This window comes from Salinicola sp. MIT1003 (genome assembly GCF_001858555.1).
Lineage (GTDB): Bacteria > Pseudomonadota > Gammaproteobacteria > Pseudomonadales > Halomonadaceae > Salinicola > Salinicola salarius.
In genome coordinates this window covers 14,957-33,645 of record NZ_MCAP01000022.1, presented here as the reverse complement: position 1 = coordinate 33,645, position 18,689 = coordinate 14,957, and the positions used below count along the sequence as shown (strand labels likewise).

The following is an 18,689-nucleotide window of genomic DNA, read 5'->3' as shown; positions in this document are numbered from 1 at the left end:
TTACTGATAGCAGTCATACCGTGAGCCTGCGAGCCATCTTTTCAGGCAGGAACGCGGATGGTTTACCACCCAGATCCGTCACGAAGGAGTAGATCATGGGACGCCGACTCAAGGATGACGAGTTGCACGGCAAGCAGGGAAAGCACGACGCGCCAGGCGGCGGCTGGCAGTCGGTTCAGGCCACCGAATCGCATTTTCTGCGTGAGAAGGTGCCGTTCAAGGGCAACGGCCTGATGTTCAAGATCAACCACCCCGATGGCGGCTTCGAATGCCCCAGCTGCGCCTGGCCCAACCCGGAAAGGCCGGGCCCGGCGGAGTTCTGCGAGAACGGTGCCAAGGCCGTCGCCTGGGAGGCGACGGCTGCCCGCACCACGCCGGAGTTCTTTGCCGGCCATACCGTTTCGGAGCTGCGCGACTGGTCGGATCACGCTCTCGAGAAGCAGGGCCGGCTGACGCACCCGATGCGCTACAACGCGACCACCGACAAGTACGATCCCATCGACTGGGACACCGCCTTTCGCGAGATCGGCGAGCGCGTGAAATCCTGCGACCCGAAACGGATCGAGCTCTACACCTCGGGACGCACCTCCAACGAAGCGGCGTTCCTCTGGCAGCTCTACGGTCGCATGCTCGGCACGCACAACTTCCCCGACTGCTCCAACATGTGCCACGAGACCACCACCGTGGCCCTGCCCCAGAGCATCGGCGTGGGCAAGGCGACCACGGTGCTGGAGGATTTCGAACACGCCGACTGCATCTTCCTGTTCGGCCAGAATGCCGGCACCAACAGCCCGCGAATGATGGGCCTGCTGCACGAGGCGCGTCTGCGCGGTGCCGAAGTCGTCACGCTCAACCCGCTGCGCGAACGGGCGCTGGTCAAGTTCGCCAACCCGCAGACACCTCGGGACATGATGACCAATCACGGCGTGCCGATCAGTTCCCAGTATCATCAGGTGCGCATCGGCGGCGACATCGCCGCGATCCAGGGCATGTGCAAGCATATCCTCGTCACCGACGACGAGGCTCGCGCCAACGGCGGCAAGCCAGTCATCGATCACGATTTCATCGCCATGCACACCGACGGCTTCGCGGCGTTCGCCGACCACTGCCGCGCCCTGCCGTGGGAGCGGATCGAGCGGCACAGCGGCCTCACCCGAGCCGCGATCGAAGAAGCCGCCAACGCCTGGATCAAGGCCGAACGCGTGATCTGCTGCTGGGGCATGGGCATCACCCAGCACATTCGTGGCGGCGATAATGTCCACCAGATCCTCAATCTGCTGTTGATGGGCGGGCACATCGGCCGTCGCGGTACCGGTGCCTGCCCGGTTCGCGGCCACTCCAACGTGCAGGGCGACCGCACCGTGGGGATCTTTCACAAGTCCGGCGAGGCGTTCCTGTCGAAAATGGACGAGGTATTCGGCATCGAGTGCCTGCGCGATCATGGCCACGACGTGGCGCTGTGCTGCGAAGCGATACTGCGCGACGAGGTGGACGCCTTCCTCGGCCTGGGCGGCAACTTCTTCCGCGCGATTTCGGATCAGGCCCGCGTCGCTGCACGCGTCAAGCACATTCCGCTCACCGTGCAGATCGCCACCAAGCTCAACCGCAGCCACCTGATTCACGGCAAATCGGCCTATCTGCTGCCGCCACTGGCGCGCACCGAGAAGGACATTCAGGCCGGCGTCGAACAGACCATCACCACCGAGGATGGCATGTGCAATGTCCAGGGCTCCAAGGGCGCGCTGGAGCCGGCATCGGAGCATCTGCGTTCCGAAATCGCCATCGTCGCCGGTCTCGGCAAGGCGACGTTTTTGCCCAATCCCAAGGTCGACTGGGAGTGGCTCGCCGAGGACTACGCCCGTATCCGCGACAAGATCGAGGCGACCCAGCCGGAGACGTTTCACGACTTCAACCGGCGGCTGGCCGAGACAGGCGTGTTCCATCTCGACATCGCCGCCCGCGACCGGATCTGGAATACCGATTCCGGCAAGGCCCACTTCCTGTTCCCGCAGGATCACCTGACCGAGGATGAATCCGAACCGGGCGACGCTCATTTTCAGTTGTTGTCGATTCGCGGACACGACCAGTTCAATACAACGGTCTACTCGTTTGATGACCGCTATCGCGACATCTACGGCACCCGCATGGTGCTGATGATGAACCCCGCCGACATCGAGAAGCACGGTTTCGAAGCCGGCAACCGGGTCACGCTGAAGACGGTCAGCGATGATGGTATCGAACGCCAGGTCTCGGGATTCAGGATCATCGCTTACGACCTGCCCGAAAACTGTCTCGGCGCCTACTATCCGGAGGTCAACGACCTGATCCCCCTGGCCAGCCGGGACCGGCAGAGCAATACCATCGCCGGCAAGTCGATCCCCGTGACGGTCGCGTTGATGACCACCGAAGAGGTGGAAGCCGAGACGGGCATGCTCGCCACCGGTTAACCCATGCTCCGCTTCGTTTTCTCTCCCTTCCGTATCGCTATCGCCGCTTGCCCCCGGGCAGGCGGCGATGTCCATTAGTCGCATCGCAACGCCGCCCGCGCCCTGCTTCCGTCCTGCCGCCAAGCGTTTAAGTTCTTTGATTTCAGTGGTTTGAAAGACAACTCTGATCCTGCTCTTCAATTGGTAAAACCAATTAACCACGATTGGCAGTAACACTTTCTCTGGTTATCTTCCGAGTCAGTCGCCGCGGGCCGGATATCGGAGGAGGCCGATATCCCGTTGGACAGGCGATAGACAGGCGCCATCGCTACCCAGCGACGGCCACCCTGGCGACAACCGACGCTCATAATAACGACTCAGGGGCTTTCGATATGGATCAAACGCTGCTCTCGTTGCTTGCCTTCCTGCCACTGGTGCTGGCGGGCGTCTTGCTGATCGGCTTCCGCATGGCGGCGCGCACGGCAATGCCGATCGTGTTCGTCGTCGCGGTGCTGATCGCGCTGCTGGCCTGGGACATGACCGGCACCCGCGTGCTGGCTTCCACGCTGCAGGGGTTGATCATGACCGTCTCGCTGCTGTGGATCATCTTCGGCGCTATCCTGCTGCTCAATACGCTGAAGCACTCGGGCGGCATCATGGCGATCCGCAACGGCTTCTCCGGCATCAGCCCGGACCGCCGCGTCCAGGCGTTGATCGTCGCTTGGCTGTTCGGCTGCTTCATCGAGGGTGCCTCCGGCTTCGGCACACCCGCCGCCGTGGCCGCGCCGCTGATGGTGGCGCTGGGCTTCCCGGCGCTGGCCGCGGTGGTCGTCGGGATGATGCTGCAGTCGACGCCGGTTTCCTTCGGTGCCGTGGGCACGCCGATCGTGGTCGGGGTTACCGGCGGCGTGAACCAGGCGGGAATCACCGAGCAGCTCACCGCCAACGGCTCGACCTGGGAAACCTATTTCCGCCTGATCACTTCCGAAGTCGTCATCACCCACGGCATCATCGGTGTGTTCATGCCGTTGATCCTGGTCATCGTGATGGTGCGCTTCTTCGGCGAGAACCGTTCCTGGAGCGAAGGGCTGTCGATCACGCCGTTCGCGCTGTTCGTCGGCGTCAGCTTCGTGGTGCCCTCGATGCTGGTCGGCGTGTTCCTGGGGCCGGAATTCCCGTCGCTGCTGGGCGGTCTGATCGGGCTGGCGATCGTGGTACCGGCGGCGCGCAAGGGTTTCCTGCTGCCCAAGGACACCTGGGATTTTCCGGAACGTTCGAAATGGCCGGCAGAGTGGCTGGGCAAGATCGAGATCAAGGTCGACGACGTGGCCGGCCGCGCGCCGATGTCCACCCTGCGCGGCTGGATGCCCTATGTCATCGTCGCGATTCTGCTGGTCATCTCGCGCACCGTGCCCTCGGTCAAGGCGGCGCTGTCGTCGATCAGCACCGGCTGGAGCAACATTCTCGGCGAGGCGGGCGTCTCCGGTAGCGTCGAATGGCTCTATCTGCCCGGCGGCATCATTCTGATCGCGGTGATCTGCACGATCTTCCTGCATCGCATGCGCGCGCCGCAGGTGAAGGCGGCCTTCGCCGAGTCTTCGAAGACCATTTTCGGCGCCGGCTTCGTGCTGCTGTTCACGATTCCGATGGTACGAATCCTGATCAACTCCGGCGTCAACGAGTCAGACCTGGTCTCGATGCCGGTCGCCATGGCGCAACTGGTGGCCGACGGCGTGGGCCACATCTATCCGCTGTTCGCGCCGGCGGTCGGCGCGCTCGGCGCCTTCATTGCCGGCTCCAACACCGTTTCCAACCTGATGCTGTCGGCCTTCCAGTTCAACGTGGCCGAAGTGCTGGGCGTCTCCACCGCGATGATGGTTTCGCTCCAGGCCGTGGGCGCCGCCGCAGGCAACATGATCGCGATCCACAACGTGGTGGCGGCCTCGGCGACCGTCGGCCTGCTCGGCCGGGAAGGCACGACACTGCGCAAGACGATCCTGCCGACGCTCTACTATTGCCTGTTCGCGGGCATCATCGGCCTGCTGACGTTCTATGTCTTCGGCTTCACCGACCCGCTCATGGGCGGATGACGAGCACGACGACAAGGAAGAAAAAGGAGGGGAAATCACATCGGCTTCGCCCTCCCTCACGACTCCCGGTCATGGCCGGGAGTCGCTTTATCGGCACCGCTTTGGTCTGACCATTTTCCAACTTGTTGGTCTTTTGGCTAATAGCCGACGCCGACGACCTTCCACAGAATGTCCGCATCACTAATGTGGAAAACGCTTCCATAAAACCGCTTCCTGAACCGTACCTGACCGACCGACGCCAAGGAGATGCCATGGAACTGCTTTACGATGAGCGCATTGATGGCGAGATCGCCAGCGTCGACAAGCCGGCGCTGATGGCGGCGATCCTGGCGGTCGCCCCCCAGCTGACGCTGCTGGATCGCGAAGAGGATCTGCGCCCGTTCGAGTGCGACGGGTTGTCGGCCTATCGCGTGCTGCCGATGCTGGTGGCCATGCCGACATCGCTGGCCGAGGTCGAGGGGTTGATGCGGGTCTGCTATGAGCACGCCGTACCCGTGGTGACACGTGGCGCCGGCACCGGCCTCTCCGGCGGTGCGTTGCCGTTGGAAAAAGGCGTGCTGCTGGTGATGTCGCGCTTCAACAAGATCCTGAGCGTCGATGCCGATGCCCGCATCGCCCGTGTCCAGCCCGGCGTGCGCAATCTGGCGATCAGCGAGGCGGCCGCACCCTACGGTCTATATTATGCCCCCGATCCCTCGTCGCAGATCGCCTGCTCGATCGGCGGTAACGTCGCCGAGAACGCCGGCGGCGTCCACTGCCTGAAATACGGCCTCACCGTCCACAACGTGCTGAGCGTGGATATCGTCACCATCGAAGGCGAGCGCATGACGCTGGGCGGTGAGTCGCTGGATACGCCGGGCTACGATCTGCTGGCGCTGTTCATGGGGTCGGAAGGCATGCTGGGCGTGATCACCGAAGTGACGGTACGGCTGCTGCCCAAGCCGGAAGTCGCCAAGGTGCTGATGGCCTGCTTCGACGACGTCGAACGGGCCGGCAAGGCGGTGGGCGATATCATCGCTGCCGGCTGCATCCCCGGTGGCCTCGAAATGATGGACAACCTGGCGATTCGCGCCGCGGAAGATTTCATTCATGCCGGCTATCCCGTCGAGGCCCAGGCGATCCTGCTATGCGAGCTCGATGGTGTCGAAGCCGACGTGCAGGCCGACTGCGACCGGGTTCGCGATCTGCTGGAAGCGGCTGGCGCCACCCAGATCCAGCTCGCCCGCGACGACGCCGAGCGCCAGCTGTTCTGGGCCGGGCGCAAGGCCGCCTTCCCTGCCGTGGGCCGGATGTCGCCGGACTACTACTGTATCGACGGCACGATCCCGCGGCGTGAACTGCCACGCGTGCTCAAAGGCATCAATGATCTCTCCGCCCACTACGGGCTGCGGGTGGCCAACGTCTTCCACGCCGGCGACGGCAACCTGCATCCGCTGATCCTGTTCGACGCCAACCAGCCGGGCGAGCTCGAGACCACCGAAACGCTCGGCGGCAAGATTCTCGAGCTGTGCGTCGAAGCGGGTGGCAGCATCACCGGCGAGCACGGCGTCGGTCGCGAGAAGCTCAACCAGATGTGTACCCAGTTCGCCGCCGACGAGATCACCTTGTTCCACGCGGTGAAGTCCGCCTTCGACGAGAAGCGGCTGCTCAACCCCGGCAAGAACATTCCGACGCTGGCCCGCTGTGCGGAGTTCGGCGCGATGCATGTCCACCACGGTGAGCTGCCGCACCCCGAGCTGCCCCGGTTCTAAGGAAACACTGAATAAATCGGCGAGCAGGATGAAGCGTAAGGCGCACGGAGCGCAGGAACCGGAGCCTATGGGGTATAGGTGAGGATTCCGACCGGGCTGGCGCTCCAGCACCGCGCAACGTAGCGATTCGCCTGCGCAGACATTTATGCAGTGTTTCCCTAACGGTCAAGGGCAAGGAGACATTTATGACCCACTTGCAGGATCAGCAGCCGGAATACACGCCGCCGGCCGAGCCAGGCGCCACGCCGGCGCCTGGCAATGACGATAGCGCAGCCCTGTGCGAGCAGGTTGCGCGCGCCCAGGCCGAGCGGTCCACGCTGCGCATCGTCGGCGGCGACACCAAGGCGTTCCATGGCCGCCGTGTCGACGCCACCCAGTCACTTTCCACCACCGGTCACCATGGCATCGTCCACTACGATCCAGTGGAGCTGGTCGTCACCGTACGCGCCGGCACGCGGCTGCGCGATCTCGAACGGGCGCTCGCCGACAACGGTCAGCGCCTCGCCTTCGAACCGCCCTACTTCGGCGACAACGCCACCGTAGGCGGCATGGTCGCCTCCGGGCTTTCCGGCCCCCGGCGCCCGTGGGTAGGCGCGGTGCGCGATTTCGTGCTCGGCGTTCGCGTCATTACCTTCGAAGGCAAGCTGCTGCGCTTCGGCGGCGAGGTGATGAAAAACGTCGCCGGCTACGATCTCTCCCGCTTGATGGTCGGTGCCCAGGGCACGCTCGGCGTGCTGACCGAGGTCTCGTTCAAGGTACTGCCGCTGCCTCAGGCAAGCGCCTGCCTGCGGCTCGAACTGCCACTGCCCGACGCGCTCGACCGGCTGGCGGCGTGGGGGCGCGAGCCGCTGCCGATCACCGGCGCCGCCCACGATGGCGAGGCGCTGCACGTACGCCTCGAAGGCGGCGAAGGCTCGGTGTCGGCCACGCGTCAGCGCCTCGGCGGCGAGTCGGACGCGCCCCTGTTCTGGTCGCAGTTGCGGGAGCTGCGCCTGCCCTTCTTCGACGGGGCTTTCGACGACGCGGCCGACAGGACCCTGTGGCGTCTGTCGTTGCCGGCGCTCGCCCGCACGCCGGCGCTCGATGGCGACTGGTTCATCGACTGGGGCGGTGCCCAGCGCTGGCTGCAAAGCCCGGCAGGAAACGCCGCGGAAGGGCAGGATCTGCATCATGATGTTGCCATCCGCGAAGCCGCCATCGCGGCCGGCGGTCACGCCACGCGCTTCACGCCGAACGGTGGCGAGGATTCACCCTTCACCCCGCTGCCGCCGGTACTGGCCAAATATCATCGCCAGCTCAAGCAGCGCCTCGATCCCCAGGCGATTTTCAATCCCGGTCGGCTCTATGCCGAGTGGTGAGGAGACCTTTATCCCATGCAGACCCATTTCTCCGAAACCGCACGCGCCAAGCCCCAGATTCTCGAGGCCGATCGCATTCTGCGCACCTGTGTGCATTGCGGCTTCTGCAACGCCACCTGCCCGACCTATCAGTTGCTGGGCGATGAGCGCGATGGCCCTCGCGGGCGCATCTATCTGATGAAGGAACTGCTGGAGAGCGACGAGGGCGACGAGCAGATCACCCAAGAGACCCAGCTGCATCTCGACCGCTGCCTGAGCTGCCGCAGCTGCGAAACGACCTGCCCTTCCGGCGTCGAATATCACAAGCTGCTGGATATCGGCCGCGCCGAAGTCGACCGCCGGGTCGGACGCCGGCCCAGCGAGCGCGCCATGCGTCTGGGGCTGCGCACGGCTCTGGTCGAGCCCGGACGCTTCAAGGCGTTGCTGGCCCTGGGTCAGACTTTTCGTCCACTGGTGCCGCACGACCTGCGCGACAAGATCCCCGCACGCGTGCCGCATCGCCAGCACCGCCCGGACCCCGCCCGACACACCCGCCAGATGCTGATTCTGGAAGGCTGTGTCCAGCCCGGGCTGGCGCCCAATACCAACGATGCCGCCGCCCGGGTGCTCGACCGGCTGGGGATTGGTACCAGATCGGCTCGGGAAGCGGGCTGTTGCGGCGCCATCGATTTTCATCTCAACGCCCAGCAGGCCGGCCGCGAGCGCATGCGCGCCAATATCGATGCCTGGTGGCCCCTGATCGAAGGCGTGGACGAAAGCGGGGGCGAGAGCGGGAAAGCCGGCGTGGAAGCGATCGTCCAGACCGCCAGCGGCTGCGGCGCCTTCGTCAAGGAGTATGGCGAGATGCTGGCAGACGATCCCGAGTATGCCGTCAAGGCCAAGCGCGTCAGCGAGCTGGCCAAGGATCTGGTCGAGATTCTGCGGGAGGTAGACCTCGAAGCGCTGGGCGCGGCTCATCCATCAGCGCGCCTGGCATTTCACTGCCCCTGCACGCTACAACATGCGCAGAAGCTGGGGGGCGCCGTCGAAAGCGTGCTCACACGGCTGGGATTCTCGCTCGCGCCGGTTCAGGACGCGCACCTCTGCTGCGGCTCCGCCGGCACCTACTCGATCACCCAACCGACGCTGGCCAAGCGCCTGCGCGACAACAAGATGGATGCACTGGAAGCCCAGTCGCCGGATACCATCGTTACCGCCAACATCGGCTGTCAGAGCCATCTCAACGGTGCCGGGCGTACGCCGGTACGCCACTGGATCGAGCTGGTGGACGAACTACTGGCAACCGCGGAAACCGACCAGAGCGCGATTCCCCCTCGGCAAGCTGGCGCGAGGAATTGAAGCGCCTCCCATCATGAACATGCATCATCTTCTTTTCGACAGGAGCACGACCATGCAGACCAAAGCCTCACTCGAACTCAACGACGTCAACGCCATTCTGGATGCCGCGCAGACCGAAGCCGAAGCGCAGGGCTGGGCGGTCACCATCGCCGTCGCCGATGATGGCGGCCACCTGCTCGGCCTGCGTCGGATGAACGGCGCCGCACCGTTCAGTGCCGGCGTCGCCACCGAGAAGGCGCGCAACGCGGCGATCGGCCGCAAGGAGACCCAGGTCTTCGAGGAGATGATCAACAATGGCCGCACCGCCTTCGTGACCGCGCCGATGACCGCGCTGCTCTCCGGCGGTGTCCCGGTCATCCACGACGGTCACGTGATCGGCAGTGTCGGCGTCTCCGGCGTCAAACCGGACCAGGACGTGCAAGTCGCGAAAGCCGGCGTGAAAGCCATCGGTTAACGCTTCCTGGGCGGGCCGCCCTTCCCCCGGTTCGCGGGCTTGCCGCCACGGCCCTTGCCCGCAGGCTTGGCGTCGGGCTTGCCGCCATTGGCCGCCCGCGCCTTGGATCGAGGTTTCCCGCCGGTACTGTTTTTCGGGCCGGTCTTCGGGCTGGAAGACGCCTTCCCGCCGGCTGCCTTCCTGCCGTTCGACGTCGACTTGCCCGCCGCCTTGCCCACCTTGGTCTTGGCGCCGGACCGGGTCGACGGCTGGCCTCTGCCGGCAGGCGTTCTTGCCTTGCCGGCGTTCGAGCGCGAGCGGGGCTTGGCGGCCGGCTTCTCCGACGCGCCGTCGGACTGCGCCGTCAGAGCGACGATGGTATCGATCTCTTTTGGCGTCAGGTCCCGCCAGTCACCCAGCGCCAAACCCTTGAGCGAGACGTTCATGATCCGGGTACGAATCAGTTGGGTGACGTCGTAGCCGAAGTATTCGCACATGCGCCGTATCTGGCGATTGAGCCCCTGCACCAGCGTGATGGTGAACACGAACGTCGATTCCCTGCGCACCTGGCAGCGCTTGGTCATCTGGCCAAGGATCGGCACGCCGTTCTGCATGCCTTCGACGAATTCGTCGGTGATCGGCTTGTCGACCGTCACCCGATACTCTTTTTCGTGGTGATTGTTGGCGCGCAGAATCTTGTTGACCAGATCGCCGTTGTTGGTCAGAAAGATCAGCCCCTGCGAATCCTTGTCGAGCCGGCCGATCGGGAAAATGCGCGCCCCGTGTTTCACGAACTCGACGATATTGTCCTTCTCGCTGGATTCGGTCGTGCTGACGATCCCCACCGGCTTGTTCAGCGCGATCAGGATCAGATCCTCCTCTTCCTGAGGCTCGATCTCCTGGCCGTTGACCTTGACCCGATCCCCCGCCACCACCTGATCCCCCGTGGTGGCCCGGCGGCCGTTGATCCACACGTTGCCCTGCTCCACGAAGCGATCGGCTTCGCGGCGAGAACACATCCCGCTTTCGCTGATGTACTTGTTGATGCGGGTAGATTTGCGTAACGACATAAAGGACCGTCTAGCCAAGGAAGAATGGGCCGGCATCTCGCCAGCGCTGCCGAGCGGTACCGGGCCGTGGAACCGGAAACGACGCATCCGGATAGTTTGACGCCTCTTCCCCGGAGTGGAAACCGGTCATTCCCGAAAGGCGACGGGCAGGCGAGGAAAGTCGAGCCGATAGCCAACCGAATCTTGCCCTCCTGTCTTCCTTACCCTGCCACGCCCAACCCTGCGGCTTCATGCCGATAAAGTTCTACCAGAGAGAATCTAGTAACCACTGGCAATATCCTTTAGTCGCAATTCGGCGTCTGGCAATTGACCCCGACGCACAGACGGCTTTAATTTCCTTCATCGAAACAGGTTCTACAAAAGAGAATAACGGAGACGCCATGAAATCGTTGTCCTTGAAACCAGCCGCGCTCTGTGTCGCGCTCACGCTGGCGGCACTGCCTCTGGTGACGCAAGCGGCCGGCCCGAGCGGCAAGATCGACTGTATCGCCCCCGCCAACCCCGGCGGCGGCTGGGATTTCACCTGCCGCAGCGTGGGCCAGGTACTGAGTGAAATCGCTGCCATCGATGGCAGCGTCCAGACCACCAACATGCCGGGCGCCAGCGGTGGCGTCGCGTTCTCCCACGTCGTCACCAAGCGGGCCGGTCAGAATGACGTCATCGTCTCGGCGTCGACATCGACCACCACTCGCCTGGCCCAGCATCAGTTTCCCGGCCTGAACGCCGACATGGTCAACTGGGCGGGCACGGTCGGTGCCGACTACGGCGTGATCGCAGTGAGCAAGGACTCGCCCTATCAGAGCCTCGAGGAACTCCTCGACGCAATGGAGGAAAACCCCTCCAGCGTGAGTTTCGCCGGCGGCAGTGCCAGTGGCGGCTGGGATCATCTCAAGGTGCTGATGATGGCGCGGGCCGACGGCATCAAGGCGCTGAACAAGATCAAGTACCTGCCGTTCGACGGCGGTGGCGAGGCGATGACCCAGGTCGTCGGCGGTCATATCGACGCCTTCTCCGGCGACGCCTCCGAGACGCTGGGCTTCGTCGAATCCGGTGATCTCCGTATTCTCGCCGTTCTTGCCGACGGGCGACTGCCCGGCGCGCTCAGCGACTTCCCCACCGCCAAGGAGCAGGGCGTGGATGTCGAAGGCATCAACTGGCGCGGTTTCTACCTACCGCCGAAGCTCTCCGACGAGGACGTGGCCTGGTGGGAAGACGCGCTGCACCAGGTTTACGAAAGCCAGGAGTGGAAGGACGTCATGCAGCAGAACGGGCTGATCCCGTTCGATCGCAGCGGAGCAGAATTCAAGGCGTACGTGGAGCAGCAGATCGCCGATATCGAGGATATCTCCAAGGAAGTGGGCCTGATCCAGTAGGCTTGTTGGCCGCCAAGAAAGACAACCGCGCCGGACGACTCGCTCAAGAGCCGCCCGGCGCGTTCGTTCCGTTTTGACGATCGTTCCGTTTTGACGATCGTTCCGATTTGGCGACTGGACTCGATGACTCCAGGCGGCGGTGTCAGGCAGTGCGCAGCGAACGCGGCCACTGCCGCTCGAGGCGCGGCGCGTACTGCGTCAGCAGAGGCACGTGACGATCCTTCGCCGCCTGGTTGAATCTCTCGCTGGGCCCGGACAGCGCCAGCGCCCCCATCAACTCGCCCTCGCCGTTGTAGATGCCGATGGCCGCCGCCGACAGGCCGGCCTGTCGCTCTCCGCTCGATACCGCTACCTGGCCTCGAGGCGTCTCGTAATTGAGCACCCGGCCAGCCGCGCCGCGTCCCAGAGGCAGCCTGACGCCCTCTTCCAGGTGATGGCGCACTTCCAGCCGCCCGTTCTCGCGCAGACGGCAGATCCGGTGGTCACCGTCGCGCACATAGAAGGAGGCGGTCTCCTCGCTGGCATCGCGCAGCGACTCCAGGATCGGCCTTACCAGATTCTCGAGTTGCGGCCCCTCGCCCGCCAGCGGCGCCAGGCGCGACACCGCCGGCCCGATCCGATAGATACCCCGCTCGTCACGGGTGACATATCCGAAGTGTTCCAGCGAGGCCATCAGCCGCAGGATGGTGCTCTTGTAGAACCCTGTCGCATTGGCCAGTTCGGTCAACGAAAACTCGCGCCGCTCCTGGGAGAACGCTTCGAGTAGGGTCAGCGCTCGCTCGACGGCTTCGACACGCCGCTGGGCCATAGGACGCTCCTTGGTTTCTGGTGATCGTAGTTTGGATTACTGGATAGCCTGGATTACTGGACAGTCTGGATTACTGGACAGTCTGGATTACTGGCTAGTTTGGATTACTGGTGCAGCTTGGACTAATGGCGAATGTTGCGACAGGCAAAACGGTATTGCAACTCACCCCGGCGAACAATATTCTCTCTAAAAGAATAGGTTTCATCAGGAGGAATTATGTCGTCGCCATTGACCGGTTACCGGGTACTCGATCTGACCAATGTGCTGGCCGGGCCGTTCTGCTGCCACCAGCTTGCCCATCTCGGCGCCGAGGTGATCAAGGTCGAACGCCCCCAGGGAGGCGATCTCGCTCGCCAGCTCGGCGCGGACCCTGACCTGAACCGCGAGCTGATGGGCGTTTCCTTTCTCGCCCAGAATGCCGGCAAGCGCTCGGTGGCGCTGGATCTCAAGCAGCCGGACGACCGCGATGCCTTTCTCGAACTGGTCGCGACCGCCGATGTCGTGGTGGAGAACTTCCGCCCCGGCGTCATGGAGCGCCTCGGGCTCGGTTTCGAGACGTTGCGCCAGGCCAATCCCGAGCTGGTCTACTGCGCGATTTCCGGCTTCGGCCAGGACGGCCCGCTGGCGAACTATCCGGCCTACGACCAGATCATCCAGGGCATGGCTGGCGTGATGAGCATCACCGGCGCGCCGGAAAACGCGCCCTATCGGGTCGGCTATCCGCTGGCCGACACCGTCGGCGGCCTGACCGCGGCGATGGCGATCAACGCGGCTCTGGCCGAACGGCCGCGCAAGGCGCATTTCGTCGACATCTCGATGCTCGAATCCGTGCTCGCCACCATGGGCTGGGCGGTATCCAACCTGCTCGTCGCCGGCAAGCCGCCGCAGCCGCTGGGCAACGACAACGTCACCGCCAGCCCGTCCGGCACCTTCGCGACCGCCGATGGCCTGATCAACATCGCCGCCAACAAGCAGGAGCAGTTCGAGGCGATCTGCCACCTGCTCGAACATCCGGAATGGCTGGCCGACGCCCGCTTCGCCCAGCGCCAGGCGCGGCTGGACAATCGCCGGGCGCTGAGCGACTGCATCGAAGCGGTATTGAAGCGGGAAACGACCGAATACTGGTGGCCAAGGCTGGTCGAAGCCGGCATTCCGGCCGGCCCTGTCTACAGCGTCGCCGAAGCGCTGGCACACCCGCAGGTTCGCGATCGAGGGCTGATCGAACGTTTCGAGACCTCCCCGATCGGCCGGCCGCTGGAAGTGGTCAGCGGCGGCTATCGCTTCGACGGCCAGGCGCCCCGCGTCGCTTCCCCCCCACCGCGCCTGGGTCAGGACAACGCCACCTTGTTACCGGCGCACGCCGCCAACGACGAATAACGGAGAACCCCATGACCGACACTCACGCGCCCGACTACCAGGCCCAGCAATGGTGGAAGACCGACATCATCGACATGCGCCCCGGCGAGATCCGCTATCGCGGCTATCCCATCGAGGAGCTGATCGGCAACGTCGGGTTCGCCGACATGGTGTGGCTTATGACCCGTGGCGAACTGCCCACCCGGCCGCAATCCGCCCTGCTGGAAGCGGCACTGATGAGTGCCGTCGACCACGGCCCCCAGGCACCGAGCATCGCCATCGCGCGGATGGCGGTGACCTGCGGCAGCAGCATCAACAACGCCATGGCCTCCGCCGTCAACGTGCTCGATGACGTTCACGGCGGCGCCGGCGAGCAGGCCGTCGAACTGTATCGGTCGATTCAGGAGCACCAGGCCGGCGGAGCGGATCTGGCAACCGCCGTTCAGGAAGGCATCGCCGAATGGCAGCGCAGCCGGACGAAGATCATTCCCGGCTTCGGCCATCGCTTCCATCCCGTCGATCCTCGCGGACCGCGACTGCTGCAGCTGGTGGAAGAAGCCGCCGGGCGCGGCGAGGTCGAAGGCGGCTTCGTCGCCATCGCCCGCGAGGTCGAACGTCAGCTGATCGCCATGAAAGGCAAGCCGATCCCGCTCAACATCGATGGCGCCACCGCCGTGATCTACGCCGAACTGGGCTTCCCCGCCCCGCTGGCACGCGGCCTGTTCTGTCTCTCGCGCTCGGTCGGCATCCTCGCCCACGCCTGGGAACAGCAGTGCCAGGGCGGACGCAACAAAGGGCCGATGCCCAAGGGCTGGCTATGGCCCTACGGCGGCCCGGCCAAGCGTCCGGTGCCGGAGCGGGAGTAATCACACGTAGCCACACGTAGCCACATTACCCGCTCCCCGCTCGGGAGCGCTCAGGCCTCGTGAAACTCGCGCCCGGCCCTGGTCTCTGCAATGACTCCCGTGCGAATCACGAAGTCACCGAAGGGCTCGCCGTCTTCGCGCTCGGCGGCGTAGCGCTGGATCAGCGGCGTCAGTGCCTCGAGGATGGTCGCTTCATTGATGTTCTCGCGGTAGAGCTTGTTCAGCCGTTGGCCGCTGAAGCCGCCGCCGAGGTAGAGGTTGTAGTGCCCCGGCGCCTTGCCGACGAAGCCGATCTCGGCGAGATACGGTCGCGCGCAGCCGTTGGGGCAGCCGGTCATGCGGACGATGATGGCATCGTCGGCGAGCCCGGCTTCGCGCATCACGGCTTCGAGCTTGTCGATCAGCGTGGGCAGGTAACGCTCGCTTTCCGCCATTGCCAGCCCGCATGTCGGGAATGCCACGCAGGCCATGGCGTTGCGTCGTAGCGGTGAGGTTTCCGCGACCAGCCGGTGGCGATCCAGCAGCACGTCGATGGCTTCGCGGCGGGACTCGTCGACCTGGGTGATGATCACGTTCTGATTGGTGGTGAGCACCAGATCGCCGTCATGCTGCTCGGCGATCTCCCTCAGACCGGTGCGTAGCTGCGGGCCATCCGGAAAGTCGGCGAGGCGCCCGTTCTGGACGAACAGGCCATAGTGCCAGAGGCCGTCGTCTCCCTGCACCCAGCCCAGCCGATCGCCGTTGCTGTCGAAGTGGTACTCGCGCGCCGGCGCCAACGGCTCGCCCAGATGCTGTTCCACCTCCGCCTTGAACGCGTCGAGTCCCATCTCCTCGACGGTGTATTTCAAGCGTGCCTGCTTGCGGTCGCGGCGATTGCCATTGTCGCGCTGCACCAGCATGATCGCCTCGGCCACGGCGGGCACCGCTTCCGGCGTGCAGTAGCCGATCGGATCGGAAAGCCGCGGGAAGGTCGCCGGCTCGCCATGGGTCATGCCCATGCCGCCGCCGATGCAGACGGTAAAACCGTGAAGCTCTCCGTCGACCACATCGGCGATGAAACCGACATCGTGGGCGAACAGATCGACATCATTTTCCGGCGGAATCGCCAGCGCCACCTTGAACTTGCGCGGCAGATAGTGACGCGTATAGAGCGGCTCCTTGGGATCGAGCGACTGTGAATCGCCCTCTGCCGCCGTATCCGTGCGCTCCTCGGCGCCGCCCGCCACGCGTTCCTCGCCCAGAAAAATCTCGTGATAGGCCCGGGTGCGAGGCAGCAGGCGAGTGCTGATCTCGTGACTCAGCTCGTAGACCCGGCGATGCACCGCCGAGCGATGCGGGTTGGCGGTGCAGATCACGTTGCGATTGACGTCGCCACAGGCGGCGATGGTGTCCACCATCGCCTGATGGATCGTCTGCAGGTGTGGGCGCAGGTTCTCCTTGAGCACGCCGTGATACTGGAACGTCTGGCGGGTCGTGATCCGCAGCGTGCCGTTGGCGTAGCGTGAAGCGACGTCGTCGAGGGTCCGCCACTGTGCGGGCGTGACCAGCCCGCCGGGCAGCCGCAACCGCACCATGAAGCTGTAGAGCGGTTCGAGCTTCTGATGCCGACGCTCGTCGCGCAGGTCGCGGTCGTCCTGCTGGTAGAAACCGTGGAACTTGGTCAGTTGGGTATCGTTCTCGGCCACGGCGCCAGTGGCGCGATCCGCCAGCCCCTCCTCGAGCGAGCCCCGCAGATAATCACTTTCCACCTTGAGTCGCTCGTTGGGATGCAACTCATCCCAGGGTACGTCACGCAGTTTGGCGATGATGTCCATGTCGGCCTCCTCTACTGGAGCTAGATGTCGTATCTATTTGGTCGTCGTACCGCAATCGCCAGAAAACTGATCGAACGAAGGCCAGACTAGGCAAAAATCGGCACTCATGCGGAGTTAACGTGGTTGTCAATGAGCATCGAGGGCCGATTTTTAACGACGTATGGGCGAGTGCAGACAGTTTTCTAATAGATGTCGCGCTGATAACGCTTCTCCTGCTGCATCTGACGCAAATAATCATCGGCGCCGGCTTCGCCATGCCCACCCTGCTCGCGGATGACGTCGCGCAGTGCCTGATGTACGTCCGGCGCCATGAATTCGGCATCGCCGCAGACGTAGACATAGGCGCCCGCCTCCAGCCAGGCGTAGAGCGTTTCCGCCTGCTCGCGCAGTCGGTCCTGAACGTAGATCTTCTCGGGCTGATCGCGGGAGAAGGCGACATCGAGGCGCGTGAGCAGCCCGTGCTGGCGCCATTTGAGCCACTCCGCCTGATACAGGAAATCGCTGCGGAAATGACGGTCGCCGAAGAACAGCCAGTTGTCGCCGCTGGCGCCACGCTCCTCTCGCTCCTGCAGGAAGGCGCGAAACGGGGCGACGCCCGTGCCAGGGCCGATCATGATCAGCGGCGCTTCGTCATCGTCGGGCAGCTTGAACTGCTTGTTGCGGTCGATGTAGACCGGCACGCGGTCGCCGGGCTCGATTCGGTCCGCCAGGTAACTCGTGGTCACGCCGTTGCGGGAACGCCCGTGAGTCGCGTAGCGCACCACGGCAACGGTGAGATGCACTTCGTCCGGAACCGCGGCCTGGCTCGAGGCGATGGAGTAGAGTCGCGGCGGCAACTTGCGCAGCGCGGCCGAGAACTGGGCGGCATCGATCCCGTCGACCGGGTACTGTTCGATCACGTCGATGATATGGCGCCCCTGCAGCCAGTCGCGCAACTCGTCGCGGGCGTCTTCCCCCAGCAGCCGGCGCAGTTCCGGCGCTTGCGACCATTCCGCCCACTGCTGCAGGAACGGCCGCGTCAGCGTCGTCACCTCGAAGTCCGTCAGCAGCGCGTCGCGCAGCACGCGCCCTTCCTCCAGCGGCGACTCGGCGTCGAACTTGAGCATCTCGATCAGCTCGTCGACGTGGCCGGGATCGTTCTGCGGCACCACCCCGACGGCATCGCCCGGCAGGTATTCGAGCCCGGAGTCTTCCAGCGACAGCTCGAGATGCAGCGTCTGCTTGTCAGAACCGCGGCCGTTGAGCGGCTGGCTGGTCAGCACCTCGGCCATGAACGGATGCTTCTTGGAGTAGCGCGGCTGAGCGCTCTGCGACATGTCGCCGTCAGCGGCCTGGGCCGGTGGCGGCGTGGCGAGATCGCCGGCCAGCGACTCGAGCACCCGGTCGATCCAGGCCTCGGCCTTCTCTTCGTAGTCGACGTCGCAATCGGTCCGCTCGAGGATCGCTTCGCCCCCGAGTTCGGCAAGCCGGGCGTCGAACTCCTTGCCGGTCTGGCAGAAGTGCTCGTAGCTGGCGTCGCCCAGACCCAGCACGGCGAAACGCAGCCCCGCCAGTTTCGGCGCCTTGCGGCCCATCATCAGCTCGTGGAATTCGAGTGCCGGATCGGGCGGGTCGCCGTCGCCCTGGGTACTGACGATGACCAGCAGCCGCTCGACCGCCTTCAGGGTCTTCTTGCCGGCGTCCGCCATGCTCGCCAGCGTGACGTCGAATCCCTGGGCGCGGGCGCGCTCGGCGGCCAGCTCGGCCACCCCTTCGGCATTGCCGGTCTGGCTGCCGTAGAGCACGGTAAGCGCGGCGGAAGGCGTTGGCGCCGTCTGCGCATTACCGGCCTGGGACGCCCCTGCGGACTGGGCGTTGAGGCCGGCCAGATATCCGCTCAGCCACTGCCGCTGGGCGGCATCCAGATCCGCCAGCGCCTGCTGCACGCGCCTAGCCTGATCGGCACTCAAGGGACTATTGGTGTCGGTCAGCGAGTTGGGAGCCATCCATGACCTCTCGGCATATCC

General features: G+C 64.6%; 13 protein-coding genes. 9 read left to right on the top strand and 4 right to left on the bottom strand.

Going from position 1 to position 18,689, the window contains the following annotated elements:
• The first annotated feature begins 95 nt into the window (after nucleotides 1-95).
• From BC443_RS10005 to BC443_RS09975, 6 genes are all read left to right on the top strand, one after another.
• Nucleotides 96-2,447 (top strand): FdhF/YdeP family oxidoreductase, encoded by a 2,352-nt coding sequence (locus tag BC443_RS10005; protein ID WP_071231696.1) that lies wholly within the window; start codon nucleotides 96-98, stop codon nucleotides 2,445-2,447.
• A 371-nt stretch (nucleotides 2,448-2,818) separates the two neighbouring features.
• Nucleotides 2,819-4,516: an L-lactate permease gene (locus BC443_RS10000; RefSeq protein ID WP_071231695.1), complete on the top strand. Its 1,698-nt coding sequence runs from the start codon at nucleotides 2,819-2,821 to the stop codon at nucleotides 4,514-4,516.
• Between the two features lie 251 nt (nucleotides 4,517-4,767).
• Entirely contained in the window at nucleotides 4,768-6,267 is a 1,500-nt protein-coding gene (glcD, locus tag BC443_RS09990; RefSeq protein ID WP_071231693.1) for a glycolate oxidase subunit GlcD, read from the top strand.
• Nucleotides 6,268-6,452: 185 nt separating this feature from the next.
• Complete coding sequence (gene glcE, locus BC443_RS09985) at nucleotides 6,453-7,625, top strand: glycolate oxidase subunit GlcE (protein ID WP_083387320.1); 1,173 nt, start codon at nucleotides 6,453-6,455, stop codon at nucleotides 7,623-7,625.
• 15 nt (nucleotides 7,626-7,640) lie between these two features.
• Nucleotides 7,641-8,963, top strand: a complete 1,323-nt coding sequence (gene glcF, locus BC443_RS09980) for a glycolate oxidase subunit GlcF (RefSeq protein ID WP_071231692.1) — start codon at nucleotides 7,641-7,643, stop codon at nucleotides 8,961-8,963.
• A gap of 52 nt (nucleotides 8,964-9,015) precedes the next feature.
• Nucleotides 9,016-9,417 (top strand): heme-binding protein, encoded by a 402-nt coding sequence (locus BC443_RS09975; RefSeq protein WP_071231691.1) that lies wholly within the window; start codon nucleotides 9,016-9,018, stop codon nucleotides 9,415-9,417.
• Here the strand turns inward: BC443_RS09975 and rluF are convergent.
• A complete protein-coding gene (gene rluF / locus BC443_RS09970) occupies nucleotides 9,414-10,466 on the bottom strand; it encodes a 23S rRNA pseudouridine(2604) synthase RluF (protein WP_071231690.1) in 1,053 nt (350 codons plus the stop codon). The two genes, BC443_RS09975 and rluF, sit on opposite strands and share 4 nt — an antisense overlap.
• A 380-nt stretch (nucleotides 10,467-10,846) precedes the next feature.
• On the opposite strand from rluF, the gene BC443_RS09965 reads away from it, so the two are divergent.
• Entirely contained in the window at nucleotides 10,847-11,839 is a 993-nt protein-coding gene (locus BC443_RS09965; RefSeq protein ID WP_071231689.1) for a tripartite tricarboxylate transporter substrate binding protein, read from the top strand.
• 142 nt (nucleotides 11,840-11,981) lie between these two features.
• Here BC443_RS09965 and BC443_RS09960 read toward each other — a convergent pair whose 3' ends face one another.
• Nucleotides 11,982-12,647 carry a helix-turn-helix domain-containing protein gene (locus tag BC443_RS09960; RefSeq protein WP_071231688.1) on the bottom strand — a complete coding sequence of 222 codons (666 nt, stop codon included), beginning with the start codon at nucleotides 12,645-12,647 and terminating at the stop codon, nucleotides 11,982-11,984.
• Between the two features lie 216 nt (nucleotides 12,648-12,863).
• Between BC443_RS09960 and BC443_RS09955 the strand changes: the two genes are divergently transcribed.
• Together BC443_RS09955 and BC443_RS09950 are read left to right on the top strand one after the other, a co-directional pair.
• Nucleotides 12,864-14,024 carry a CoA transferase gene (locus BC443_RS09955; RefSeq protein WP_071231687.1) on the top strand — a complete coding sequence of 387 codons (1,161 nt, stop codon included), beginning with the start codon at nucleotides 12,864-12,866 and terminating at the stop codon, nucleotides 14,022-14,024.
• A gap of 11 nt (nucleotides 14,025-14,035) precedes the next feature.
• Nucleotides 14,036-14,869, top strand: coding sequence for a citryl-CoA lyase (locus BC443_RS09950; protein ID WP_071231686.1), 834 nt, complete (start codon nucleotides 14,036-14,038; stop codon nucleotides 14,867-14,869).
• 50 nt (nucleotides 14,870-14,919) lie between these two features.
• Here BC443_RS09950 and BC443_RS09945 read toward each other — a convergent pair whose 3' ends face one another.
• Together BC443_RS09945 and BC443_RS09940 are read right to left on the bottom strand one after the other, a co-directional pair.
• The gene (locus BC443_RS09945) at nucleotides 14,920-16,683 is read right to left on the bottom strand and encodes an NADPH-dependent assimilatory sulfite reductase hemoprotein subunit (protein ID WP_071231685.1); all 1,764 of its coding nucleotides are present in this window, start codon (nucleotides 16,681-16,683) and stop codon (nucleotides 14,920-14,922) included.
• 182 nt (nucleotides 16,684-16,865) lie between these two features.
• The gene (locus BC443_RS09940; RefSeq protein WP_071231684.1) at nucleotides 16,866-18,668 is read right to left on the bottom strand and encodes an assimilatory sulfite reductase (NADPH) flavoprotein subunit; all 1,803 of its coding nucleotides are present in this window, start codon (nucleotides 18,666-18,668) and stop codon (nucleotides 16,866-16,868) included.
• Nucleotides 18,669-18,689 lie beyond the last annotated feature (21 nt).

What these genes read in the sequence shown, in the direction of transcription:
- BC443_RS09975 (WP_071231691.1), top strand. Translation starts at nt 9,016, where the DNA reads ATGCAGACCAAAGCCTCACTCGAACTCAACGACGTCAACGCCATTCTG.
- BC443_RS09955 (WP_071231687.1), top strand. Translation starts at nt 12,864, where the DNA reads ATGTCGTCGCCATTGACCGGTTACCGGGTACTCGATCTGACCAATGTG.
- BC443_RS09965 (WP_071231689.1), top strand. Translation starts at nt 10,847, where the DNA reads ATGAAATCGTTGTCCTTGAAACCAGCCGCGCTCTGTGTCGCGCTCACG.
- glcD (WP_071231693.1), top strand. Translation starts at nt 4,768, where the DNA reads ATGGAACTGCTTTACGATGAGCGCATTGATGGCGAGATCGCCAGCGTC.
- BC443_RS09945 (WP_071231685.1), bottom strand. Translation starts at nt 16,683, where the DNA reads ATGGACATCATCGCCAAACTGCGTGACGTACCCTGGGATGAGTTGCAT.
- BC443_RS09950 (WP_071231686.1), top strand. Translation starts at nt 14,036, where the DNA reads ATGACCGACACTCACGCGCCCGACTACCAGGCCCAGCAATGGTGGAAG.
- BC443_RS09960 (WP_071231688.1), bottom strand. Translation starts at nt 12,647, where the DNA reads ATGGCCCAGCGGCGTGTCGAAGCCGTCGAGCGAGCGCTGACCCTACTC.
- glcE (WP_083387320.1), top strand. Translation starts at nt 6,453, where the DNA reads ATGACCCACTTGCAGGATCAGCAGCCGGAATACACGCCGCCGGCCGAG.
- rluF (WP_071231690.1), bottom strand. Translation starts at nt 10,466, where the DNA reads ATGTCGTTACGCAAATCTACCCGCATCAACAAGTACATCAGCGAAAGC.
- BC443_RS09940 (WP_071231684.1), bottom strand. Translation starts at nt 18,668, where the DNA reads ATGGCTCCCAACTCGCTGACCGACACCAATAGTCCCTTGAGTGCCGAT.
- glcF (WP_071231692.1), top strand. Translation starts at nt 7,641, where the DNA reads ATGCAGACCCATTTCTCCGAAACCGCACGCGCCAAGCCCCAGATTCTC.
- BC443_RS10000 (WP_071231695.1), top strand. Translation starts at nt 2,819, where the DNA reads ATGGATCAAACGCTGCTCTCGTTGCTTGCCTTCCTGCCACTGGTGCTG.
- BC443_RS10005 (WP_071231696.1), top strand. Translation starts at nt 96, where the DNA reads ATGGGACGCCGACTCAAGGATGACGAGTTGCACGGCAAGCAGGGAAAG.